Source organism: Nitrospirota bacterium (assembly GCA_020851375.1).
GTDB lineage: Bacteria > Nitrospirota > 9FT-COMBO-42-15 > HDB-SIOI813 > HDB-SIOI813 > RBG-16-43-11.
This window is the reverse complement of the sequence record JADZCV010000044.1, coordinates 90,348-112,897: the sequence shown is the minus strand read 5'-3', so window position 1 is coordinate 112,897 and position 22,550 is coordinate 90,348. Positions and strand designations below refer to the sequence as shown.

General features: G+C 46.2%; 25 protein-coding genes. 8 read left to right on the top strand and 17 right to left on the bottom strand.

Going from position 1 to position 22,550, the window contains the following annotated elements:
- The first annotated feature begins 34 nt into the window (after positions 1-34).
- Genes IT393_08725 through IT393_08715 form a run of 3 tightly spaced genes read left to right on the top strand, consistent with a single transcriptional unit; the run spans position 35 to position 2,977 of the window.
- A complete protein-coding gene (locus IT393_08725; protein ID MCC7202724.1) occupies positions 35-625 on the top strand; it encodes a DUF98 domain-containing protein in 591 nt (196 codons plus the stop codon).
- The gene (ubiA, locus tag IT393_08720; protein ID MCC7202723.1) at positions 613-1,485 is read left to right on the top strand and encodes a 4-hydroxybenzoate octaprenyltransferase; all 873 of its coding nucleotides are present in this window, start codon (positions 613-615) and stop codon (positions 1,483-1,485) included. Before IT393_08725 ends, ubiA begins: the two co-directional genes overlap by 13 nt.
- Complete coding sequence (locus tag IT393_08715) at positions 1,475-2,977, top strand: UbiD family decarboxylase (protein ID MCC7202722.1); 1,503 nt, start codon at positions 1,475-1,477, stop codon at positions 2,975-2,977. The genes ubiA and IT393_08715 overlap by 11 nt, the downstream gene beginning before the upstream one ends.
- 100 nt (positions 2,978-3,077) lie before the next feature.
- On the opposite strand, the gene IT393_08710 is transcribed toward IT393_08715, so the two are convergent.
- Both IT393_08710 and IT393_08705 read right to left on the bottom strand, forming a co-directional pair.
- Positions 3,078-3,677, bottom strand: coding sequence for a redoxin domain-containing protein (locus IT393_08710; protein MCC7202721.1), 600 nt, complete (start codon positions 3,675-3,677; stop codon positions 3,078-3,080).
- Positions 3,678-3,751: 74 nt separating this feature from the next.
- Entirely contained in the window at positions 3,752-4,174 is a 423-nt protein-coding gene (locus IT393_08705; protein MCC7202720.1) for a transcriptional repressor, read from the bottom strand.
- Positions 4,175-4,360: 186 nt separating this feature from the next.
- On the opposite strand from IT393_08705, the gene IT393_08700 reads away from it, so the two are divergent.
- The 5 genes from IT393_08700 (at position 4,361) to IT393_08680 (ending at position 7,150) form a co-directional block, all read left to right on the top strand.
- Positions 4,361-4,549: a hypothetical protein gene (locus tag IT393_08700; protein MCC7202719.1), complete on the top strand. Its 189-nt coding sequence runs from the start codon at positions 4,361-4,363 to the stop codon at positions 4,547-4,549.
- A 181-nt stretch (positions 4,550-4,730) separates the two neighbouring features.
- Positions 4,731-5,084, top strand: a complete 354-nt coding sequence (locus tag IT393_08695) for a hypothetical protein (GenBank protein ID MCC7202718.1) — start codon at positions 4,731-4,733, stop codon at positions 5,082-5,084.
- A gap of 82 nt (positions 5,085-5,166) precedes the next feature.
- Positions 5,167-6,147: a metal-dependent hydrolase gene (locus IT393_08690; GenBank protein ID MCC7202717.1), complete on the top strand. Its 981-nt coding sequence runs from the start codon at positions 5,167-5,169 to the stop codon at positions 6,145-6,147.
- On the top strand, positions 6,134-6,487 hold the full coding sequence (locus tag IT393_08685) for a hypothetical protein (GenBank protein ID MCC7202716.1): 354 nt from the start codon (positions 6,134-6,136) through the stop codon (positions 6,485-6,487). Before IT393_08690 ends, IT393_08685 begins: the two co-directional genes overlap by 14 nt.
- 12 nt (positions 6,488-6,499) lie before the next feature.
- Complete coding sequence (locus IT393_08680; GenBank protein ID MCC7202715.1) at positions 6,500-7,150, top strand: DUF599 domain-containing protein; 651 nt, start codon at positions 6,500-6,502, stop codon at positions 7,148-7,150.
- Between the two features lie 41 nt (positions 7,151-7,191).
- On the opposite strand, the gene IT393_08675 is transcribed toward IT393_08680, so the two are convergent.
- The 15 genes from IT393_08675 to IT393_08605 form a co-directional block, all read right to left on the bottom strand.
- Positions 7,192-8,586 (bottom strand): penicillin-binding protein, encoded by a 1,395-nt coding sequence (locus tag IT393_08675; GenBank protein MCC7202714.1) that lies wholly within the window; start codon positions 8,584-8,586, stop codon positions 7,192-7,194.
- Entirely contained in the window at positions 8,552-8,845 is a 294-nt protein-coding gene (locus IT393_08670) for a YggT family protein (protein ID MCC7202713.1), read from the bottom strand. Before IT393_08670 ends, IT393_08675 begins: the two co-directional genes overlap by 35 nt.
- 2 nt (positions 8,846-8,847) lie before the next feature.
- On the bottom strand, positions 8,848-9,663 hold the full coding sequence (gene proC / locus IT393_08665; protein MCC7202712.1) for a pyrroline-5-carboxylate reductase: 816 nt from the start codon (positions 9,661-9,663) through the stop codon (positions 8,848-8,850).
- Positions 9,664-10,353: a YggS family pyridoxal phosphate-dependent enzyme gene (locus tag IT393_08660; protein MCC7202711.1), complete on the bottom strand. Its 690-nt coding sequence runs from the start codon at positions 10,351-10,353 to the stop codon at positions 9,664-9,666.
- Positions 10,354-10,595: 242 nt separating this feature from the next.
- Entirely contained in the window at positions 10,596-11,294 is a 699-nt protein-coding gene (gene pgeF / locus IT393_08655) for a peptidoglycan editing factor PgeF (protein MCC7202710.1), read from the bottom strand.
- Complete coding sequence (gene ftsZ / locus IT393_08650) at positions 11,295-12,440, bottom strand: cell division protein FtsZ (GenBank protein ID MCC7202709.1); 1,146 nt, start codon at positions 12,438-12,440, stop codon at positions 11,295-11,297. It lies immediately after the preceding gene.
- Between the two features lie 34 nt (positions 12,441-12,474).
- Positions 12,475-13,704 (bottom strand): cell division protein FtsA, encoded by a 1,230-nt coding sequence (ftsA, locus tag IT393_08645; protein MCC7202708.1) that lies wholly within the window; start codon positions 13,702-13,704, stop codon positions 12,475-12,477.
- A 19-nt stretch (positions 13,705-13,723) separates the two neighbouring features.
- Complete coding sequence (locus tag IT393_08640) at positions 13,724-14,572, bottom strand: FtsQ-type POTRA domain-containing protein (GenBank protein MCC7202707.1); 849 nt, start codon at positions 14,570-14,572, stop codon at positions 13,724-13,726.
- Positions 14,559-15,485, bottom strand: coding sequence for a D-alanine--D-alanine ligase (locus IT393_08635; GenBank protein ID MCC7202706.1), 927 nt, complete (start codon positions 15,483-15,485; stop codon positions 14,559-14,561). The genes IT393_08640 and IT393_08635 overlap by 14 nt, the downstream gene beginning before the upstream one ends.
- The gene (murB, locus tag IT393_08630) at positions 15,482-16,420 is read right to left on the bottom strand and encodes a UDP-N-acetylmuramate dehydrogenase (protein ID MCC7202705.1); all 939 of its coding nucleotides are present in this window, start codon (positions 16,418-16,420) and stop codon (positions 15,482-15,484) included. The genes IT393_08635 and murB overlap by 4 nt, the downstream gene beginning before the upstream one ends.
- 14 nt (positions 16,421-16,434) lie before the next feature.
- Entirely contained in the window at positions 16,435-17,835 is a 1,401-nt protein-coding gene (locus tag IT393_08625; GenBank protein ID MCC7202704.1) for a UDP-N-acetylmuramate--L-alanine ligase, read from the bottom strand.
- 32 nt (positions 17,836-17,867) lie between these two features.
- Complete coding sequence (gene murG / locus IT393_08620) at positions 17,868-18,938, bottom strand: undecaprenyldiphospho-muramoylpentapeptide beta-N-acetylglucosaminyltransferase (GenBank protein ID MCC7202703.1); 1,071 nt, start codon at positions 18,936-18,938, stop codon at positions 17,868-17,870.
- 8 nt (positions 18,939-18,946) lie between these two features.
- Complete coding sequence (gene ftsW / locus IT393_08615) at positions 18,947-20,119, bottom strand: putative lipid II flippase FtsW (GenBank protein ID MCC7202702.1); 1,173 nt, start codon at positions 20,117-20,119, stop codon at positions 18,947-18,949.
- Positions 20,095-21,462 (bottom strand): UDP-N-acetylmuramoyl-L-alanine--D-glutamate ligase, encoded by a 1,368-nt coding sequence (locus IT393_08610; protein ID MCC7202701.1) that lies wholly within the window; start codon positions 21,460-21,462, stop codon positions 20,095-20,097. The genes ftsW and IT393_08610 overlap by 25 nt, the downstream gene beginning before the upstream one ends.
- Before the next feature lie 10 nt (positions 21,463-21,472).
- Positions 21,473-22,549 carry a phospho-N-acetylmuramoyl-pentapeptide-transferase gene (locus IT393_08605; GenBank protein MCC7202700.1) on the bottom strand — a complete coding sequence of 359 codons (1,077 nt, stop codon included), beginning with the start codon at positions 22,547-22,549 and terminating at the stop codon, positions 21,473-21,475.
- Between the last annotated feature and the right edge of the window lies 1 nt (position 22,550).

The window sequence follows — 22,550 nt, the reverse complement described above, 5'->3', positions numbered from 1 at the left end:
ACTTATTAAAACCCTTTGTTTTATTCTATGGGCTATGTTGATAGAGAAATATTATCTGACCCATCTGCCGTTTACCTATATACCTGTTTGTTCATGGATGGACCCTGACGAATTTATTTCCTGTTCCGCTGAGTATAATCTCCCAACGCTGTCGCGGCTGACATTGCTGAATGATGGTTCACTTGTCAGGTTTTTCAGATCGTTATTTATGACTGACATTACTGTAGATGTTACCGGACAGAAGGGTGCGGGCATGGGCCTTGAGATGGCTAAATTCCTTGATGCAAGGGAAGGGGCTGCGGCAATAGTCAGAGATGCCTGGCTCAACAGGAATGGAAGGAAGTTCATGTATGCCCACTCTGTAATTGATTCATCACGCATTGCGGAACCGTTGATGCGTGAGGTAAGCAGAATGAATAAACCTGTAGGTATCCTGCTAAGTGATTATAATATGCCGCTCCTCAGAGATCAGTTATTTATCAGCAGGATAAAGAGTGACTACCTGGCGGAACATTTTTCAACATTGGAAGATACGTTCTGGGCAAGGTGTTATCGTCTCAGGGGATCTGATGAATTCAATGCAGCGATACTGGAAGTCTTCTCCCCGGATACATGGAAAAGTTAAAGGCTGTCTGTGATCTGATACGCCTTGACAAGCAATATGGCACGCTTCTCCTCATGATGCCCGCCCTGTGGTCACTTGTCCTTGCCTCAGAAGGGAGACCGTCGCTTATATATGTTGCAATATTCGTTCTCGGCTCATTTATTATGCGCAGCGCCGGTTGTGTTATAAATGACATGGCTGACAGAAACTATGACAGGTTTGTTGAACGGACCAGGGAGCGCCCGCTTGCATCCGGCAGATTGAGGACAACAGAGGCTGCAGCCGTATTATCCATACTGCTCATTATCGCCCTGGGCATTGTCCTGTACCTTAACAGGCTCAGCATGCAGTTATCCCTGGTAGCCATTATACTGACAGGACTGTACCCCTTTACAAAGAGGGTCGTTAACATGCCCCAGCTTTTTCTTGGCGCGGCCTTTGGGTGGGGCGCAGTAATTGCGTGGGCGGCTGTACGGAATGAAGTGGCCCTGCCAGCGGTCTTTTTTTTTCTTGCAACGGTATTTTGGGCAACAGGCTATGACACGATCTATGCAATGATGGATATTGAGGATGATTTAAGGATCGGAGTTAAATCTACAGCCATCCTTTTTGGCAGGCACACATGGTTTGCCCTCGCCATCATATTCCTTATTACAGTATTCTTCTTGTTTGCCGCTGGCAGGGCGGCGAGGCTTGGACATATCTACATGTTCTCCATGCTGCTGGTCACGGCAGGATTTATGTATCAGGTATATCAGATAAGCCGGGGTGTTGAGCGGGAAGGGCTGATGCAGTTGTTCAGGTCCCATGTATGGATAGGGATTATCATTCTGATAGGTATACTGTCTGATCTTCTTATAAGGAGTCATTATGCCGTATAAAGATCTGAGGAATTTTCTTGATGTGCTGGAGCAGAGGGGGGAACTCGTCCGGGTAAAGACAGAGGTAGACCCCGGGTTTGAGATTACAGAAATACTGGAGAGGCTCCTATCAAAGGGAGGGCCGGCTGTCTTATTTGAGAATGTCAGGGGATACAGCATCCCACTGGTGGCTAACCTGTATGGTACAGTAGGAAGGGTTGCCCTTGGGCTCGAGTGTGATGAGGCGGGACTTGATGAGATAGGGACATTCCTTGCATATCTTCAGCAGCCGGAACCGCCGAAAGGGCTGATTGAGGCTATAAAGAAATTCCCATTCTTTGCCAAAGTGATGAATCTTACGCCCAGGACCGTCAACCGGGGGGTATGCCAGGAGGTTATACTCCGGGAAAGCGATGTGGACCTGTCAAAGATTCCGGTGATGACATGCTGGCCGGAAGATGCCGGTCCGCTTATTACATGGCCGCTCGTTATTACCCAGTCGCCGTCAGGCGGGCCTTTTAATGTCGGTGTATACAGGATGCAGGTGATCGGCAGGGACCGCGTTATAATGCGCTGGCTCAAGACGCGCGGCGGGGCGCATCACCACAGGGAGTGGCTTGAGAAGGGTGTACCTATGCCGGTATCAGTAGCCATAGGGTGTGAACCGGCAACGACTATCGCTGCAGTGACGCCTGTGCCTGAGAGGATGGGCGAGTTTCATTTTGCAGGGCTCCTCCGGAAGGATGCCATTGAGATTGTAAAGTGTGTAACAAATGATCTGATGGTGCCGGCAACAAGCGAGATAGTTCTTGAAGGTGAGATACTCCCGGGAGAAGAGGCGCCGGAGGGTCCGTTTGCAGATCACACCGGATATTACAATGCAGAGGAGAGATTTCCAGTCATGAGGATTAAGTGCATAACGCACAGGAATTCCCCTCTGTATCTTTCAACAATTACCGGACGCCCCCCAAAAGAGGACGCTATAATCGGACTTGCACTTACACGGATATTTCTGCCTGTATTAAGAAATCAGTTTCCTGAGATCGTGGACTTTCATCTTCCTATGGAGGCTGTATCTTACCGCATTGCAATCGTGTCAATGAAGAAGTCATTTCCCGGACATGCCAAAAGGGTGATGATGGGGTTATGGGGCTTCCTGAAACAGTTTTTATACACAAAATATGTAATCATTGTGGATGATGATATTGATGTGCGAAACTGGGACGATGTCATCTGGGCGATTTCCACCCGTGTTGATCCTGCGAGGGACACTGTAATGATTGAAAACACACCTTACGACTATCTCGACTTTTCAACACCACTGCCTGAACTGGGTTCGAAAATGGGGATAGATGCCACTATGAAATCATATCCTGAAGTCAACCGTGTTTGGGGGAAAAAGATCGAGATGCCTGCCGAGATCAGAGAGTTGGTGGACAGGAAATGGTCATCCTACGGCATTCCAGACACATCCTTACACGGCAATCAGGACAGGAAGCAGAAGAAAAAATAAGCCGTAGCGCTGGTGATGAATCCCGGCGCTACGGCTCGGATTGGAGACGCTTCCCCTGGTGGTCCATGGGCAAGTGTCCCTGGCAGCCCCATGGATAGCCCTATTTCATTGCCTCGTAGACTTTTCCGACGATCTTTGCTGACGGCTTAATAGTCTTTTCGCCTTCATGCCAGTTTGCAGGGCAGACCTCATCAGGATGACCTGAAAGATACAGATTGGCCTGCATCTTTCTCAGAAGCTCATCAGCATTCCTGCCGACATTGTAGAAGTTAATCTCAGATGCAATCAGCTTTCCGTCCGGATTGATGATAAATGTGCCTCTGAGTGCCAGACCTGTATTCTCATCATAAACCCCAAACAACCGCGAGACCCTGCCGGTCGGATCAGCCCCCATCAGATATTTAACATTGGCAAGCAGCTTTTCAGACTGTTGCCATGCCATGTGGGAAAATTTTGTATCTGTGCTTACTGCGATAACATCACAGCCGAGGTCCTTGAGCTGTTTTTGCTTGTCAGCAAGATCATCGAGCTCAGTAGGGCATACAAACGTAAAATCTGCCGGATAAAAGAAGAGTATGGTCCATGACCTCCTCGCTTTAATCTCATCAAGGTTAATCTTACCAAAGTCACTTTTATTGGGATCAAAGACCTCCATCTCGAAATTTGGTACTATCTGTCCTATAGATAAATATTCTGACATCGTTGCTTCCTCCTTTTAAGATATTGTTAATATATTGATTAAACATAATTACCGCAGGTGTTAGTGCAGAGTAATCACCCCCCTTCCTCTTTATGGCAGCTCCTGCAAATACCATAGAAATCCACATGAACTCCAACAGCCCTGATCTCTCCTGACATGCTTGCAGGCAGTTTCAGGATCCCGGAATAATCTTCAAATACATCCCGGATCTTGTTGCACCTGATGCACACTACATGATGATGTTGATCTGTGTTCGGGTCATAATGCTTTCTCTCCGGATCAATCGTAATTTCCATGACCCTGCCGTGGTCCTTCAGTGTCTGAAGGGTATTATATACTGTGGCAAAGGACAAGGTAGGATAGTGCCGCCTGACATCCCTGTATATATCCTCAGCAGTTGGATGGCTGGTATTTCCATCAAGGTATTTAAGTATTGCAATCCTCTGGGGAGTCAGCCGCATGCCGCTGTCTTTATATTTATTAATAATCTTTTCCATATCATTAGTTAGAATAATTCCAATCTGAGAATAATTCTATTATAGCTTAATTAGTTTGTCAAGTCTTTTTTTAATTGTTAAAATAACTCCATAAATCTTTACTTTTATTTTTTCTTAATATAAAATACTCAACTCAAAAAGAAAGGAGTGATGTCTGATATGAACCTTTGCCCAAAGTGTAAGCATATGTCAAGTTGCCTGGTGCCGGCAGAGCTTGATACATCTGCGGAGATGGAATCACTTGATGAGGCGCTTGAGGAGCTTAGGGAAATGCAGGAAGAAGACGGGAGCGACTCAGTCTTTATCCCTGAGGATGTGGTATTTGATGTAATTGTGTCGGAGTGCGCGGACTTCGAGGAAGAATCATTCCATTAAGTTTACGCTGAAAAACGCCCATCTGCGGCGTCAGAACTTAAAATCTGAGCCTCAACGTACGAACCAGTACGCCTCGGCTCAAATTTTAAGTCCTTCCTTGCACCTGGGCATTTTTGAGCGTAAACTTGGCGATTATTTTCTAAGATGGAGTGCTGTGTCCTTTCTATAAAAAGGGGTGAATATGGAAGCATGTGAAGATATACTGAAAGAGAAATTGTCGAAGCGTGTCCTTTCGAATAAAACGACCCGTGAAGGGATGCTCGCCTGTCTTGTTGTAACAAGGATGAAGTTTCTGGCCTTGAGAGGGACGCCTCAGCCGGAGGATAGTGTGAGAAAGGCTGTTTATGACTATGCAGGCGAGGCATTTACATCAATAGGAGTAGACTTCGAGTTTCCCAATCTTGAAGACCTTAAGAAAGTCAAGGCCATTGTGGAGGGGAAAATAGATATATCTTCCATAAGACAGGAAGCCCCTGAACTTTTTAGTGAACATGAGAGTATCTGCAATATCCTGTTCCAGAAATTCGAGGGATAAAGATAAATAGGGACAGCGACTATTTATTTGCATGCACGGAATATGAATAAATAGTCGCTGTCCCTATTTATCTTGAAACGGTATGGATCCTGTTACACATGGTTTAGCAGGCGCTGTTATTGCCAAAGCCGGATTTTCGAAAAGTTTTGGTAAATGGGGCACTGCAACAGGTATTATTGCAGCTACATTGCCTGATTCAGATTTCCTGCTTCGGTTATTCGGCGAGGAAACCTTTCTGAGGCACCACCGTGGCATTACACATTCACTGATTTTATTGCCTTTTTTTAGTCTTATCCTTGCCTTTATTTTTAATCGCGTATCCAGGAAGCAAAACTTTTTATCTTTTTATCTTCTATGTTTCCTGTCGCTTCTCAGTCACATCCTGCTGGATCTGGTAACCTCCTTTGGAACTATGGCCTTAAGCCCACTTTCCGATCAAAGGATCGCATGGGATATCATATTCATCATAGATCCATATTTTACGGCAATCCTCATGGTCCCGTTTCTGCTCACGTACCTGTTTAAGAGTTATAACAGGGAACTTGGCGTAATGTCTTTAAGCCTTCTGGTGCCGTACATTGGACTCTGCATATTCAGTCATAACACAGCAGTCTCCATGGCCTTCGAGGAGGCAAGGGAAAGAAATCTTTCTGCACACACTATAGCGGCGCTTCCCCAGCCGCTCTCTCCATTCAAATGGGTTTTGCTTGTTGATTCAGGGGACACGCTTTATCAGCGTTTTGCGGATATTTATAATCAACATGACTCCGGCAGGGAAATGAATGGTATAATGTGGAAGAAATGGCCTGCCTCTCCCTGGCTTGATAATGCACAGAAAATGCCAGGCGTAGAGTTTTACATGTGGTTTGCAAGGTTTCCTGTGGCAGTAGTTAAGGATATGGCTAACGGACATCACCTTGTTGAATTTATAGATCTCAGGTTTGATAATTTAATGGATAGAATTCCATTTACATATAGAGTAGAATTTGATAATGATGGAGCAGTAGTGGTGGAGAAATTTTCTACGGTTAATTCATTCATGGAAAATTATGGCGGAAGATAGTTTGACACTTACAGATGACTTTGTTCTCAATGCATACAGGTTACCCAGGAATGTCCAGCCAAAGATATGGAAGTGCGTAATACTGCTTCTTAAGAGCGACCGCCATCCTTCTCTCCAGGTAAAACAGTTAAGGACAGGCCGAAAGGGTATAATGGAGTGCAGGGTGGACGAGACATACAGGCTTATATTTGAACACTCAGACAACGGGCCTATACGGTTGTGGTATGTGGGACATCATGACGAGGCCCTGCAGTACGGGTCCAAGATTACAGAGCTTGCACCCAAAGAGAGACATCCTGAAGTGTATCATGACAAGATGTTACACGAAATTGATTTTTGACGGAGTCGTAAAATGATATTATCCCCAATAGATATCCTGGCACTGGTTCTTTTTGTATCATGCACGTTGTTTTATCATGCATACTATTATTTCAAAGTATCAAGGCTTCCGAGGAATATCTTTAAAGGTAAGATCAACATAATCCGCAGGACATGGGTGGAAAATATGCTTAGACCAGGCCATGCAATTACTGCTGTTCAGTCACTTCGCAATATACATATGGCTGCCTCATTCCTCGCATCTTCGAGCATCGTGTTTATAGGCAGCATACTCTATCTCATAATTAATATAGAACAGACGTCAGGAATTGTTACAGGAAAGGGGACTATTTCACTCCCTGATTATCACGTGTTTATCAAATTAATAACCCTTATGATCATGTTTCTGCTCTCCCTGCTTAATTTTACCCTCTGCATACGCCTCCTGAATTACCTTGCTATTCTGATTGGCGCCTCCACGGAAACGATAGAGGAGACGATGAAGATGAGCGCCGTTGACTATATTACGAAGATGTTTTCTACTGCAGGCATTCATTATACATTTGGCATCCGGGGATTCTATTATACGATTCCGTTAATAGGCTGGTTTCTGGGCACGTGGCTCTTTATTATTCTAACGATCCTTGTCTTATTATTATGTCTCAGGCTCGATTACGGGAAATGATTATCAAGCCTTTATGCCTGGCAGTGATTCCCTGTGTCATTTTATCTCAGGCTGGCTACTTTAAGCTTTTCTTTTGAAGCACCCTTGTCCTTATTGTTGAAGTAAGTCAAAAGGCCTTCCCTTGCGACAAACGGGGCCTTAATCTGCCATTTGGGGTGATTTATTACAAGCGCTGCAACTGCTATCTCCGGATTGTCAAGTGGCGCCATGCCTATGAACCAGCTGTAATCGCCCTGCGGATCATTGCCTTCCAGTGAACCAGTCTTTCCCCCAACGGCCATGTCTTTAAGGTAAGCCTCTCCCCGCCGCGTGTAGAATGCATGTCTTGCGGTTCCCTTTTCAACAGTCTTAACCATCATGTGCCTGAGCTTATCAGCGGTTTTATTGGAAATACCTGAAGGCCACTCCTTCATGTCAACGTTATACGCCTCTCTTCCATCAATGAAGATCTTTTCAACTATCCTTGGCTCAACCATACGCCCGTTATTTGCAATTGCAGAGGCGATCAGGGCGCCATGCAGCGGCGAAAGTGTGACATGGCCAAACCCGGCCGCTGTTTTTGCAATACTTGACTCAGTATTTTCAACATATACCCTGCTTGTCTGTACCGGAAATTCGAAGTTTATTGAGTTGTTAAATCCGAACTTTTCTGCAGACCTGAGCAGGTCATCCGCCTCAAGCCACTTCAGGGCCACTTTTGCAAACGCGACATTGCACGACTTCCCCATAGCATCAGCAAGTGTTATCTTGTTTTTGTCTTTCCTGGGATTGTCAGTCCAGTTTCGCGGAGAGAGTGAATAAAGCCCTCCACTGAAATTTATTACGGTATCAGGTTCAACCTTCCCTTTTTCAATGGCAGCCGCAGCTGTTACAAGTTTAAAGACAGATGCAGCCGGATATGTTGCCCTGAGAGCGAACTGCTGGTCAGGACCGTCCTTTTCTGAGTAGCCAACCATGGCAAGGACCTTTCCTGTACGGGGTGATATTGCCACGAATGCCCCGTATGGAACTTTGTATTTTTCAAAAAGAGACGTCACCTTTTCCTGCAGTACCGGATCCAGTGTGTAGATCACCTGTACATCGTCTCCGAACTTACTAACAACCCTGTTTTCAACAACGTCATTGAAAAGCGGGTCAATTCCACCTTCTATGTGAACGAAGTCCTCTGTGAATTTCAGGTTAAGATTGTCCTCCTGAATCGAGTAATTGAATTTCCCTGAAATACCCGTGCCTCCCAAAATGGCCGAACTCGTAACAAGAAATGTTATTCCGAGGATTAATGATATGACAATGAAGCCCTTTTTTCTAAAGTTCTTCTGTCTTTTGATGCTGCCCTGATAATCGCGCCATCCATTTTCCACAAGGACCTCCCTTTCTGCTTCTGGTTTGTTATCAGTAGGTTTAAAAGTAAGCTGCCTGTCTAAGCGATGCCACAAGAAATCTTTTTAAGAATAATATTATCAATATTGCTATCATAGGTGACAGATCCAGACCCGTTTTCCACACAGGTATCAGCCGTCTTAACGGACTCAGGACAGGCTCTGTTACCTTGTAAAGCATCTGTACTATAGGATTATAGGGGTCAGGACTTACCCATGACAAGATTGCCCGCGCAATAATTACATACATATAGACTGTCAGTATTATATTAATTACATCGGCGACCGCAGCTATAAAATTAGTAAATACGAACATAGTTATTCCCTCTTTCCCAATTCTTCAGCCTTTTTGGCGGCGTGTTCGACTGCGCTGATAAAAGCACCGCGAATTCCTGACATTTCAAGTGTATGTAAACCTTCGATAGTTGTCCCCCCTGGTGAAGTTATCATATCTTTAAGCCTTCCAGGATGCTCTCCGCTTTCAAGTACCATCCTCGCTGCTCCAAGTACGGTCTGAGCTGCAAGCAGGGTGGATGCCTGGCGGGGTAGTCCTGCTTTTACTCCGCCGTCCGAGAGCGCGTCTATGACAGTGAATATGTAGGCCGGCCCGCTCCCGCTAAGCCCTGTGACTGCATTGATATACTCTTCACCAAGGAGTATTGACTTGCCTACTGAATCAAATATTTTTTTAACGTCCTCAATCTCTTCGTGCCTTACACCGGGGCCTGAGGCTATGGCTGTAGCCCCCTCCAATACGAGGACAGGGATATTGGGCATTACTCTTATGACAGGGAGTTCCTTTTTCAGCCACATCCGTATATTGTTTATAGATATGCCTGCTGCAACAGATATAACAAGCTTTGATGTATCCAGTAAATGTGCGATTTCATTTAAAAGTGACTTCACTACAGCAGGTTTCACAATAATCATTATATATCTGGAAGAGGAGGCGGCCTGCGCATTATCTTTTGTTGTTTTTACATTGTAACGTTCATGTATATACGAGAGCCTCTCTTCAGAAACGTCCGTTACAACGATATCCTTTTTAGGGTATAACCCGGACGTAAGTATCCCCCTGAGTATGGCCTCACCCATGTTCCCGGTTCCCAATATACAAATCTTATACTTTGCCATTTATCTTCCTTTCCTTGCTCCGAAAATAGCCGTTCCTATCCTGACCATTGTTGCCCCTTCTTCGATCGCCACTTCAAAATCGCCGCTCATACCCATGGATAATTCCCTGCAGTCACCATAACATGTCCCGGAATTCCTGACATTGTCCCTTATCTCCCTGAGCATCCTGAAATATGGCCTTGCATCTTCAGGATTATCACTGTATGGGGGTATAGTCATAAATCCCCTCAGTGAGACATTATGAAATGCTGAGATTGCCTTTGTTACAGCACTTACCTTTTCCGGCATGATGCCAAATTTGCCTTTTTCTCCTGAAACATTTACTTCTATCAGTATTTTTTGAATTACACCTGTCTTTTCGGCCCTGCTGTTTATTGCCTCCGACAGTTCAATGCTGTCTGCAGAGTGAATAAGTGTAAATTCACCAACAACATACTTTACCTTATTGCCCTGAAGGTGCCCGATAAAATGCCATTCAGCCCCTTTTCCAATGGCCTGAATCTTGGGCATAGCCTCCTGTACCTTGCTTTCGCCAAGAACCCTGATCCCTGCAGACAATCCTTCCCTGAGCCTGTCAATTCCGACGCCCTTGGAAGCTGCGATCAGAACCACATCTTCTGGATTCCGTCCGGCCCTCCCTGCCGCGTGCGCCATCCGCTCAATTACGTTGTGAAGGTTATCACTGATCATTCACCTGAGAATCCCCGTTCAAATCCCCCCTGTCCCCCCTTTACTAAAGGGGGAACTGATTTCTCTCTTTTATACAGAGAAGAATTATTTTCCCCCTTTGTAAAGGGGGACTAAGGAGGATTTTCATATGCCTCTGTTATCCGGAAGCACGTAATTGTTTACCTGAAAATTTCCGCTGATCCTGCCATCCCGTAGCGTAGTGGTTCATCCCCCCACAAATTTGGATAACAAACCTGGCGCTTTTAGTTCAGCATGATTCCGCTCAGCATCCTGCCTGTCCCGGCCCCGTCTCTCCTGTATGAAAAGAATAGTTCCTTGTTACATGAAGTACATAAGCCCAGGTTAAATACATTCTTTGACAGGACACCTGCATCCTCAACCTGTCTTATGTTCAATGCCGCCAGGTCAAGCATGGACTGTCCCTCTCCATCCGGCCTTAAATATCTGCCCCATTCAGGGTTTGCGCTTTTTAATGGCTCTGTTACTGTACCGCCTACCGTGTAACAACATGACCCGATGGCAGGACCGATGCCAACCACTATATCCTCAGCATGGCATCTGAATCTATTTGTCATTTCCAGGATGACCCTCGGCAGGACACCCTTTATAGTTCCCTTCCACCCGGCGTGCACTGCTGATATTACAGACCTTACGGGGTCAAGAATCAGTATCGGGACGCAATCTGCAGTAACGATTCCTATCCCAATATTCCTCTGATTGGTTATAATTGCATCACCCTGTGTCCTGGCTGCAGCATTCATCAGAGCGGCAACCTTTTCCACAGGTTTGTCTATTACAAATATATCATTTCCATGCACCTGATTTATCGTCAGAATCGTGTCTTTACTGCCGAACGGCGTCATGTCCCTGAAGTCAGATTGTTTCGTTGTAAAGAAATGTTTAATACTGTAATTTTCCAGTTCAGGCAAGTAGAGGAGCATTCAGATATCCTTCCTCCTTAAGAAGGCGGGCATGTCAAACTCATTATTTTCTATTCCGACTGCCTCGTTTCTGAAGTCAGCAGAGCTGAATTTCCTGGTAAATGCCGGCCGTTCCATTTCTTTCTGACTGTGAATTGACTTTTCATACTCATTTCCAAACCCAGCGCCCACGGCAACAGGCACCTGCATGTCTTCGCTGAAACCGGTGGCAATAACCGTTACAACAACCTTATCTCCCAATGCCTCATCAATTACGCATCCAAGTATTACATTGGCATCTTTGTCAGCAGCCTTCTCTATTATAAGGGATGCCTCCGAAATCTCGTTGAGCGCAAGGTCCATCCCGCCTGATATATTGATCAGGATTCCCTTGGAACCTTCGATGGAACTGTCTTCGAGCAGGGGGCTTGTTATCGCCTTGTTTAACGCATCAACAGCCCTGTTTTCACCGCTGCCTACGCCCATTCCCATAACCGCACGGCCCATATGACTCATGATAGTCTTTATATCCGCAAAATCCACATTTATATAACCGGGTTTGATAATGATATCAGATATTCCCTGAACAGCCTGCCGCAATACATCATCGGCAAGTTCAAATGCCTTTAGCATGGGTGTTGACTTGTCTACGAGGCTGCGGACCTTTTCGTTTGGTATAACAATGACGCTGTCTGCATACTTTTTCATCTCCTCAAGACCGCGTTTTGCATGAGCAATCCTCTTACCCATCTCATACATGAATGGTTTTGTTACGACTGCGACAGTCAATGCCCCCAGGCTCTTTGCGATTTCTGCTATAACCGGTGCAGCGCCTGTTCCTGTCCCTCCACCCATTCCTGCGGTTACAAAAACCATATCAGATTCTGCGAGGACCTCTCTTAATGCCTCGGCGTCTTCCAGCGCAGCATCCCTTCCTATATCAGGGTTTGCCCCTGCCCCAAGGCCCCTCGTCAGTTTGGCCCCTATCTGTAATTTCGTGTTAGCCTTTGATAGCGCAAGGTTCTGGACATCTGTGTTGACTGCAATGAATTCAACTCCTGCCAGTTTTGATGCAATCATATTGTTTACAGCATTGCATCCGCAGCCGCCAACGCCGATAACCCTGATCCTTGCGCCAACTTCAATAATTTCCTCAAGTTCAAACATTTGCACCCTCCTGTGGAATAATAAAAATGATGTGTTAGAAGAATTCCCTGAACCATCCCTTCATCTTTTTAAACATATTATCAACCATGCGTCCGTTTCCGAAATTTCCGCAATCAACGCCTTCCTGCTGTATTGCATACAGGAGAATGCCTATACCAGTTGAATACATAGGATGATTAATATTAGCAATGCTGCCTGATATATTTTCAGGGGTTCCCAGTCTGACCGGCAGTCCCGTAATTTTCTCTGCCAGTTCAGGTAAGCCTTTCATTATACTGCTTCCCCCGGTCAGTACAATCCCGGAACAGAGCGCATCAAAAAAATTTGCCTTCTTTATTTCATGTTTTGCCAGTTCAAAAATCTCTTCTGCCCTTGGCTGTATTATTCCGGCCAGCTCATGTCTTGATAACTGCCTGGGAGGCCTGCCTCCGACATCCTGAACTTCTATGGTACCATTTTCCATAATCAGTGACTTCATTGCGCATCCATATTTTATTTTAAGGTTTTCAGCCTCAGTAAATGGGGTGCGTACTCCGAATGCAATGTCATTTGTAACATAATTGCCGCCTATTGGTATGACTGCAGTATGCTTAACGGAACCATTTATGATCAGGGCCATATCAGTTGTACCACCGCCAATATCTATGAGGGCCACCCCAAGCTCCTTTTCATCCTGTGTCAGGACAGCTTCAGCTGAGGCCAGCGGCTGGAGGATAACATCCATGACATCGATGCCCGCCTTATTTACGCTCTTGATTATATTTTGGGCAGAGGTGATGGCGCCTGTAATTATGTGAACCAGCACTTCGAGCCGTACTCCAGATATCCCGATGGGATTTCTGATGCCATCCTGGCCGTCTATGATGAACTCCTGTGGAATAACATGTAATATTTCTCTGTCAGGGGGGATTGCTATTGCCCTTGCCGTTTCAAGGGCCTTTTCCACGTCACCCATTGCTACTTCCTGGTTCCTGATGGGGACGGCGCCTTTGCTGTTGAGCCCAAGGATGTGACTGCCGGCAATTCCCGTATGGACATTCTTTATTTCCACTCCGGATGTTTTGCAGGCCTCCTGCACGGCCTTTCTTATTGAATCAACCGTCTGTTCTATGTCAACAATTATCCCTTTTTTCAATCCCTTTGAAGGGCTTGTTCCCATTCCTTTTATACTCAGTTTATTGCCTTCCGTTACTTCAGCGGCAATAGCACAGATCTTTGTGGTGCCTATATCAAGGGCTGCAATTATATTCTCCTTCTTACGCACGCTCTTCCTCCGTTAATTTTCAAAGAGTCTGAACAACCACCTGGTTGTCAAATCTCAGGTCTACTTCCTTATAAGAGATACCCTTTCCATTAAGGTCCTTTGCGATTTCATTGAATCTGAGCATCTTATCCCTGTATCTGTTGTGACCAAGCTTTACCCTGTATCCCCTCATATGAAGGGTTATATCTGATCTCTCATCAATCTCTATTGCTGTTTGAGGAAGTTCTATCCAGGACAGAGAACTCAACTCGTTCCTTACCCGGATGGCTGACATGAGCGCCTCAGAATTACTCTTTTCCCCAACCCTGGTGCTGCCAAGCGATATTCCATAAACAACCGGCAATCCAAAGGTGATGCCGCCCTTTTCTCCCAGCAAAGTACCTTCCTCATCAGCAAGATACAAACCGCCCCTGCTGTTGACATATACTGCCGGCGTCCTCTCCACTATACTCACGGCTATAGAAGACGGCGGCTCCCTCCTGACAGACACATCTTTAATCCAGGGATTGTTTCTGAGTTTTGCTGCCAATACCCCGAGATCGAGTTTGAGAATATTCCTGCCCTTTGCCGATTGCAGATATGGATTTAATTCTTCCATTGTAACCATGTTGTTTCCGGAGACCCTGACAGATTCCACGCGGAAGTGGCGGTCCATGTAGGATGTCTGAACCGCCTGCCTGTTATCTGGTCTTTTTGCCGCCAGTCTGTATACGCTGTCTGACAGATATACCACAGGAACTATAGAGATGATAATTGCTGCAAGGATAAGGAATCTGAGAACGCCTTTTTTCACACCGCCACGCTTCTGTCCGCGGATCCTGTTCTTTTTTCCGGCAGTCTTCTTTGATTTGTATTTAGAAAAGTACATTGCTGGCCTTCCCTGTAAAAGCCGACGATAGAATCATTTCCACAAGTTCATCATATCCGATACCTGCTTCTCCGGCCGCTTTGGGCAGGAGACTGGTATCTGTCATGCCCGGCACTGTGTTTACCTCCAGTATGTATGGCTGCCCTGCAGGATCAACCCTGAAATCCACCCGGGACACATAACAACAACCCAGCGCCTTGTGGGCCTTAAGTGCTGTGTCCTGTATATTACCGGATACGGCTGAGGGTAGTTCAGCCGGCACTATATATTCAGCCATACCGCCTGTTGTCTTGGTATTGAAGTCATAGAATCCACCGCGGGGGACAATTTCAACAAGCGGAAGGGGAGTATCACGGATAATTCCGGCAGTGATTTCCCTGCCGGCAATATATTCTTCGAGCAGGATGGTATCTCCGTATTGGAATGCATTATCAATGGCCGGCTTTAGCCCTGTTTTCTCCTGCACTATACTGATGCCGATAGTAGAACCCTCCCTCAATGGCTTGACTACAACGGGGTATCTCACTGCAGGAAGCTCTTCTGCTGCACCTTTATTCAGTACCGAGAACTTGGGTGTGGGAAGACCGTGATGGAGCAGTATCTCCTTCGTCAGCAGTTTGTCCATGCATACAGCGCTTGCGGATACTCCTGAACCGGTATATGGGATGCCCATTAACTCAAGTAGTCCCTGTACGCAGCCGTCTTCTCCGAATTTGCCATGAAGGGCGATAAAGGCGGCCCCTATTCCCTCATTTATTAAAGTCTGTGGCAGGTCCCTCCCGACATCAATGGCAGCGACATTGTAACCCTTCCTTTTTAATGAGGCAGCAACAAGCCTGCCTGTCTTAAGGGATATTTCACGTTCCGATGACAAGCCGCCCATAAGTACGCCTATTTTCCTGTCACTAATCATGACCCTACTATTTTTACCTCCAGCTCAAGTGTTGTTCCAGTGTCTTTCTCAATCTTTCGCCCAATCTGTTTTATGAGCGACAGGACATCTCCTGCAGTGGCGTTGCCGTTGTTGACTATGAAGTTGGCATGAAGAGGGGATACTGATGCCCCGCCGGCAGATGCCGTCCTCATACCCGCTGAATCAATCAGCTCCCATGCCTTTGTCCTGTCAGGGTTCCTGAATATGGAACCGGCGCTGTGCGCGCTCAAAGGCTGACTCGTCCTTTTTCTCCGGATGTTTTCTTCCACGGTTTTTTTTATTTTCTCAGGATCGCCTTTGCTCAGTCTGAGCACTGCCCCGGTTACTGCTGTCCCATGAATGGCGGCTCCCCTGTATTTAAATGATATATCCTTTGCAGGGATATCTGCAGGGATGCCATTTCTGTCAATAATCCTGACTGTATCAAGTACGTCCTTCATCTCCCTTCCATATGAGCCTGCATTCATAATTACAGCGCCGCCGAGAGAGCCCGGGATTCCGGCTGTGAACTCAAGGCCGGTCAGCCCGTTTTGGATCGTGTATTTAAGCAGTTTTGCCAATGCAGTCCCTGCGCCTGCATAAATATATACCTGGTCGTTGACTTCCCTTATTTTTACAATTTGCCTGAAACATTCTCCGGCATCAGCGGAAGATAAAGATACCACGATACCATGATAACCTTTGTCACCTGCTAAAATGTTTGTACCATTTCCCAAAACAAAGAGGGGGATCCTTTCAGACCTGGCTATATGTACCACCTTCGTAAGCTCAGTTTCATTGCATGGGTATACCATAGCCTCTGCAGGCCCGCCGATTCTGAAAGACGTATGCCTGCTCAAAGGTTCATTAAACAGCACAGTGCTCTTTAATCCTGTAAGGACAGATCTCAGTTGTCTTTGTTTCCTTATCACCATGTAAACGCGTTCGCCTACTTCATGCCTGTTGTCTTGTCATTGCTGACTGAACTATCAACGAGTTCCCTGCCAACCCTCCATATATCACCGGCTCCGAGAGTGATGACCATATCCCCATTCATGAGTAATTCCCTCACCTTTTCAGAAATCGCCTTTTTGTCGGATACAAACAGTACGTTTCTGTGGCCATGCTCCCGTATGGCGTCAAATAGTTTCCTGCCGCTGACACCTTCAACAGGCTGTTCGCCTGCAGGATATATTTCTGTAACCAGAAGGACATCTGCATTACTGAAAGCCCCTGCGAACTCATTCATAAGATCCCTTGTCCTTGTATACCTGTGCGGCTGAAAAAGGACGATAGTCCTCCTTTCCCATCCTGACTTGGCGGCCGCCAGTGTAGCCCTGATTTCTGTAGGGTGGTGTCCGTAGTCATCAACTATCAGTACATCCTGCGCATTTATCCGTCCGACTATCTGGAATCTGCGTTCAACACCGCTGAAATCCCTCAGCGCCTTCTTTACATCATCTGTATTAATATCAAGCTCGACAGCCACACCTATGCAGGACAGGGCATTGCTGATATTGTGCATGCCTGGCAGCGACAGCTCGAACCTGCCCATGTCCATGCCCCTGTAAAGCACCCTGAACTTTGATTTTCCCGATGACATTTCTATGTCAGCAACAGTGATGTCCGCCCTGCTGTTGATCCCATATGTAATATACCTCTTTTCAACTGAATGGAGAATGCTCCTTATATTGGCATCATCTGCGCACAGGATGGAAACACCGTAGAACGGCACCTTATTTATGAAATTAAGAAAGGTCCTCCTGATATTTTCAATGTCATGATAATAATCGAGGTGTTCAGCGTCAATATTTGTAACTACGGCGATGGTCGGAGAGAGTTTAAGGAATGATCCGTCGCTCTCATCTGCCTCTGCCACAAGAAATTCGCTCTGGCCCAGCTTGGCGTTACTACCGAGGCTGTTAAGCTTTCCGCCTATTACAACAGTAGGATCAAGTCCTGCTGATGCGATTACGCTTGATATCATGGATGTAGTTGTAGTCTTTCCGTGGGCCCCTGCTATAGCGATCCCGTACTTAAGGCGCATTAATTCAGCCAGCATCTCTGCACGCTGTATCACCGGAATGGAAGAACTCCGTGCTGCAACTACTTCGATATTATGAGGCGAGACTGCTGAAGATATGACAACCACCTGAGCCCCCTTGATGTTCGAAGAACTGTGTCCGATGGTTATGTGTCCGCCTGCATTCCGCAGTCGCTGCACTACCTCTGTCTCATTCATATCCGAGCCGCTGACCTTGTATCCGAGGTTGAGCAGGACCTCGGCGATTCCACTCATGCCTGCTCCACCTATTCCTACGAAGTGTATATGCTGTATTTTCCTGAACATATGGCTGTATCCCCTGAAGCTTTTGAATTAATTTATTTTAACACAAGAAACCTGCACAGCTTAACAATATCGTGTGCTGAATTCTGTCTGTAAAGACCGGAGCTTTTTTCTGCCATTTCTTTTAGTCTATCCCTGTTATACATAAAATATTTAATCTTGTCAGCAAGAATTTTTCCACTGAGATCTTTTTCATGTATTACCTCAGCGCCGCCCGCTGATTGCACGTATTCTGCATTTGTCCTCTGATGGTCATGAGCTGCATAAGGATACGGTATTAGTATTGCAGGACGCCCGCTTGCGGTGATTTCAGCTATAGTTGTAGCTCCTGCCCTGCATATAACTATGTCCGACTTGCCATACATATCAACTATGTTGTAAACATAGGGCACCACTTCAGCCTGCATTCCCGCCTTCTTGTAAGACTCATCAACCCATGCATAATCCCTTTCGCCTGTCTGATGCAGAAACCTTATCTGACCGGCCGCATCCTGCAAATATTCAAGTGATTCTGCAACGCTTTTATTTATTGCATGGGAACCCTGGCTGCCTCCGAAAATAAAGACTGTAAATGTCCTCCTGCCGCTCCTGTATGTGCAATTCTGAATACTCCTTCTGACAGGATTGCCAAGGACGTCCACCTTTCTGTTAAAGAACTTCTCAGATCCTTCGAATGCCACAACGACCCTGTCAACTATCCTGGAAAGAAATCTGTTTGTTGAGCCTGGATAAAGGTTTTGTTCCATTATCATCGTGGGATACCTCATCAGGGAAGCAGCAGATAGCATGGGTGCAGATGCATAACCACCGACGCCGATTACTACGTCAGGCCTGAATCGTCTGAGGAGAAAAAATGACTTGAAGAAGCCACCGGTCATTTTCATTAATGATAATAATTTTGACATCAAATTCTTCCTGACAACTCCTCCAGCTGGTATTATTTCCAATTTGTATCCCTCCCTGGGTAGTATCCTTGACTCAATGCCGGCTTTAGTGCCTACAAAAAGTACTTCAGAATCCGGCTCCTGCCTGTAAATCTCCTCAGCCACCGCCATCCCCGGATACAGATGGCCTCCGGTGCCTCCGCCTGCAATGATTACGCGCATATTATTGTTTAATGCGTTTTTATCAGCGTCCTGAATTTACCATTTGTCCGCACTTCCACCTGATGTTTAACAGGAGATCTTCCTGATATGGAATACAGCAACCCAACCAGCACCATATTTGTCAATAAGGATGTGCCGCCGAAACTCAGAAACGGCAGCGCCAGACCCTTTGTAGGAAAGAGTCCTGTCACAACATACATGTTGATGATAATCTGAATAGCAATGAAGATGGTTATGCCTGACGCCAGATAACCCTCAAACGAACCCCAGTGATTCCTGATTATTCTAAAGCATCTCCACAGAAAGAAGATAAAAAGGATTATTATCGCAACGCATCCGGTGAATCCGAGCTCTTCGCCTGCAACCGAGAATATGAAATCCGTATGGGCCTCAGGAAGGAAAAAGAGTTTTTGCCTGCCCCCGCCTACGCCCCTTCCAAATATTCCACCGTTTCCAAATGCAAGAAAGGACTGTACTATCTGATAGCCTGTGCCGTCAGGATCATCCCACGGATGCAGGAAGGCCGTAATTCTCTTTGCCCTGTAACCGACATTCACGATAAGGAGAATGACAGCCGGCAGACAGGTTAGAAACAATCCTGAGATATGCAATATCCTGGCACCCCCGATGAAAAGCAGTATTCCGGAACCACCGCAGATGACAAGAACTGTCCCGAGGTCCGGTTCAACTACTACAAGGAGTGAGATGAGTCCCACAACAAGAAGCGGAGGGACAAAGCCGTTGACAAAGTCCTGGATCCGTTCGCCTTTCTTTGCCAGATATGTTGACAGGTAAATAATGACGGACACCTTTGCCAGCTCTGAAGGCTGAAGAGACAAAGGCCCCAGCCTGAACCATCTTCGGGAGTTATTTATTTCACTGCCCACTCCAGGGATCAGGACGAGCACCAGGAGAATGCAGGAGAGGGCTATCAGCGGAAAATGAAGACGCTTTAGTATGTCCAGATCCATTCTTGACACCACAAGCATTGCAATGACAGATAATATCATCCAGGCGAACTGTTTCTTGAGGAAATAGAAAGAGTCGCCGTATTTCTGCAGGGCAGTCATGGCGCTGGCGCTGTAAATCATGATCATGCCAAACCCTGCGAGGCAAAAAACGATTGCAACAAGCATTTTGTCCTTCCGGCTGAAGTTTAAGCTGAGCTGTTTAGTCTCCATACTATCTCCTTGAATTTATTCCCCCGGTCTTCAAAGTTCCTGAACATGTCAAAACTCGCACAGGCAGGGGAGAGGAGTACAACATCCCCTTTTACGGCACTTCCCTGTGCCATGCTTACGGCCTCTTCAAGTGAGGATGCAAAGGATGTCTCTGTCAGACCCGCGGCATCTTTTGCTATCTTCCTGCTTGCCTCGCCTATAAGGATAAGTCTTTTGACACGTTCTTTTATCAGCGGTCTGAGCGGGGAAAAATCACTCCCCTTGTCTCTCCCGCCTGCAATCAGGAGCAGGGGTTCGTCGAAACTTTCAATGGATTTTATGACGGCCCCCACATTTGTCCCTTTTGAGTCATTAATATATCTTACGCCATTGATCTCCCGTACTGACTCCAGCCTGTGCTCAAGTCCTGTAAATGTCTTTAAGGCAGACTCAATGGCGTTCTTACTGCAACCGGCAAGGATCCCCGCGGCAGCGGATGCCATGGCATTTTCAAGATTATGCACGCCCCTGATACCTAGGGCTGATGTTTCACACACCCTTAACCTTGTTCCCCCGATGTCAGAGACAATCCATCCATCTTCAGTGAAAATTCCGTTTGCCGTTTTATTCCTTCTGCTGAATAATACCGGCCTGCATTTAATCCTGCCTGCCAAATCCGGACACCACGGTTCATCTCCGTTAATGACTGCAAAATCATCTTTATCCTGATTTTCAAATATCCTGAATTTTGCCTCTTTATAATCTGATATGTCGTGGTAACGGTCCATATGATCAGGCGATATGTTCAGGAGCAGGGAGATCCTGGGCCTGAATCCTTCAATGGTTTCCAGTTGAAAGCTGCTTATTTCAGCTACAACCCAGTCAGCGGTTTTTCCTGACAGCACATATTCACACAGGGGAGTTCCTATGTTGCCCCCTACAAAGACGCTGCTGCCGTTCAGCATGAGTATACGTCCAATCAGGGTAGTCGTGGTGGATTTTCCATTGGAGCCTGTAATGGCAATAAGCGGGGTATCAATAAAGCGGCAGGCAAGCTCTATCTCGCTAATTATCCTTACTCCCCGCTCTCTTGCAGCAGCCATAGGTTTAATTTCTTTAGGGACGCCGGGGCTTAAAATAATAAGGTCGGATGAGGTGAATGATCCGGTCAGGTGTCCGCCGGCTTCTATCTTTACACCTGATGTCATGAGACTTCTTGCATCATCTGACAGTTTTTCAGCGGGATTGTTGTCGGTTGCCGTGACTATTGCCCCATTACGCAGCAGCAGCCTTGAAGCAGCCACGCCGCTTTTACCAAGGCCGACGACAAGTGTCCTTTTCCCTTTCAGATCTAAATTCTTCATGTCAGAAAAACTACCTCAGTTTCAATGTGCTCAACGCGAGCAATCCCAGTATGATCGCTATAATCCAGAACCGGACAATTATCTTTGGTTCCTGCCACCCCTTCAGCTCATAATGATGATGAAGGGGTGCCATTAAAAAGACCCTCTTGCCGTGCAATCTGAATGAGGCTACCTGGAAGATGACGGAAACAGTCTCTACAACAAATATGCCGCCGACTATTATCAGAAGCAATTCATGTTTTGCAATAACTGCAACAGTGCCAAGAAGCGCTCCAAGAGGGAGTGATCCGACATCACCCATGAATACAGAGGCAGGGTAGGTATTGAACCAGAGGAAGCCGAGTCCGGCGCCGAATACAGCGCCGCAGAGAATAGCAAGTTCACCGGAACCATTTATGAAAGGTATCAGAAGATAACTGGCTATTTTTGCGTTTCCGGCGACATAGGTGATGATTGTGAATACCATCGTAACTACTATAACAGGACCAATGGCAAGACCGTCGAGTCCGTCGGTAAGATTTACAGCATTGGACGTGCCGACTATTATGAAGATTACAAATGGAATATAAAACCATCCAAGGTCAGGATTAAAATTCTTCAAAAAAGGGACGCTTAGTGTAGTGGAATAAGCCGGAAGATAATAGAGTGCAATTGCTACCAGGGTTGCTATGGCTATCTGCATCGTGAATTTGTATTTTCCCCTCAAACCCTCCGACTTCTTCCTTACGACCTTAAGGTAATCATCAGCAAATCCTATAAGGCCGAAACCTGCCAGGACGGCAAGGACAAGCCACACATATACATTGGACAGATCAGCCCATGAAAGGGTGGCAAGAACCACTATAATCAGGATTAGCACGCCTCCCATGGTAGGAGTCCCTGCCTTGTTCAGGTGACGGGAGGGGCCGTCATTCCTGACGAACTGTCCTATCTGATATTTCTTTAACAGCTCTATCATATACGGGCCTATCATAAGGCAGAGGACGAGGGCTGTAATTACCGCATAAACAGTCCTGAGGGTGATATACCTGAAGACATTGAAAAAGGAATAATAATCGTGAAGAGAATATAATAAGTGGTATATCATT

Excerpts from the sequence above, each read along its gene's own strand:
- IT393_08725 (MCC7202724.1), top strand. The coding sequence starts at position 35 with ATGTTGATAGAGAAATATTATCTGACCCATCTGCCGTTTACCTATATA.
- ubiA (MCC7202723.1), top strand. The coding sequence starts at position 613 with ATGGAAAAGTTAAAGGCTGTCTGTGATCTGATACGCCTTGACAAGCAA.
- IT393_08715 (MCC7202722.1), top strand. The coding sequence starts at position 1,475 with ATGCCGTATAAAGATCTGAGGAATTTTCTTGATGTGCTGGAGCAGAGG.
- IT393_08710 (MCC7202721.1), bottom strand. The coding sequence starts at position 3,677 with ATGTCAGAATATTTATCTATAGGACAGATAGTACCAAATTTCGAGATG.
- IT393_08705 (MCC7202720.1), bottom strand. The coding sequence starts at position 4,174 with ATGGAAAAGATTATTAATAAATATAAAGACAGCGGCATGCGGCTGACT.
- IT393_08700 (MCC7202719.1), top strand. The coding sequence starts at position 4,361 with ATGTCAAGTTGCCTGGTGCCGGCAGAGCTTGATACATCTGCGGAGATG.
- IT393_08695 (MCC7202718.1), top strand. The coding sequence starts at position 4,731 with ATGGAAGCATGTGAAGATATACTGAAAGAGAAATTGTCGAAGCGTGTC.
- IT393_08690 (MCC7202717.1), top strand. The coding sequence starts at position 5,167 with ATGGATCCTGTTACACATGGTTTAGCAGGCGCTGTTATTGCCAAAGCC.
- IT393_08685 (MCC7202716.1), top strand. The coding sequence starts at position 6,134 with ATGGCGGAAGATAGTTTGACACTTACAGATGACTTTGTTCTCAATGCA.
- IT393_08680 (MCC7202715.1), top strand. The coding sequence starts at position 6,500 with ATGATATTATCCCCAATAGATATCCTGGCACTGGTTCTTTTTGTATCA.
- IT393_08670 (MCC7202713.1), bottom strand. The coding sequence starts at position 8,845 with ATGTTCGTATTTACTAATTTTATAGCTGCGGTCGCCGATGTAATTAAT.
- proC (MCC7202712.1), bottom strand. The coding sequence starts at position 9,663 with ATGGCAAAGTATAAGATTTGTATATTGGGAACCGGGAACATGGGTGAG.
- IT393_08660 (MCC7202711.1), bottom strand. The coding sequence starts at position 10,353 with ATGATCAGTGATAACCTTCACAACGTAATTGAGCGGATGGCGCACGCG.
- pgeF (MCC7202710.1), bottom strand. The coding sequence starts at position 11,294 with ATGCTCCTCTACTTGCCTGAACTGGAAAATTACAGTATTAAACATTTC.
- ftsZ (MCC7202709.1), bottom strand. The coding sequence starts at position 12,440 with ATGTTTGAACTTGAGGAAATTATTGAAGTTGGCGCAAGGATCAGGGTT.
- IT393_08640 (MCC7202707.1), bottom strand. The coding sequence starts at position 14,572 with ATGTACTTTTCTAAATACAAATCAAAGAAGACTGCCGGAAAAAAGAAC.
- IT393_08635 (MCC7202706.1), bottom strand. The coding sequence starts at position 15,485 with ATGATTAGTGACAGGAAAATAGGCGTACTTATGGGCGGCTTGTCATCG.
- murB (MCC7202705.1), bottom strand. The coding sequence starts at position 16,420 with ATGGTGATAAGGAAACAAAGACAACTGAGATCTGTCCTTACAGGATTA.
- IT393_08625 (MCC7202704.1), bottom strand. The coding sequence starts at position 17,835 with ATGTTCAGGAAAATACAGCATATACACTTCGTAGGAATAGGTGGAGCA.
- murG (MCC7202703.1), bottom strand. The coding sequence starts at position 18,938 with ATGCGCGTAATCATTGCAGGCGGAGGCACCGGAGGCCATCTGTATCCG.
- ftsW (MCC7202702.1), bottom strand. The coding sequence starts at position 20,119 with ATGGAGACTAAACAGCTCAGCTTAAACTTCAGCCGGAAGGACAAAATG.
- IT393_08610 (MCC7202701.1), bottom strand. The coding sequence starts at position 21,462 with ATGAAGAATTTAGATCTGAAAGGGAAAAGGACACTTGTCGTCGGCCTT.
- IT393_08605 (MCC7202700.1), bottom strand. The coding sequence starts at position 22,549 with ATGATATACCACTTATTATATTCTCTTCACGATTATTATTCCTTTTTC.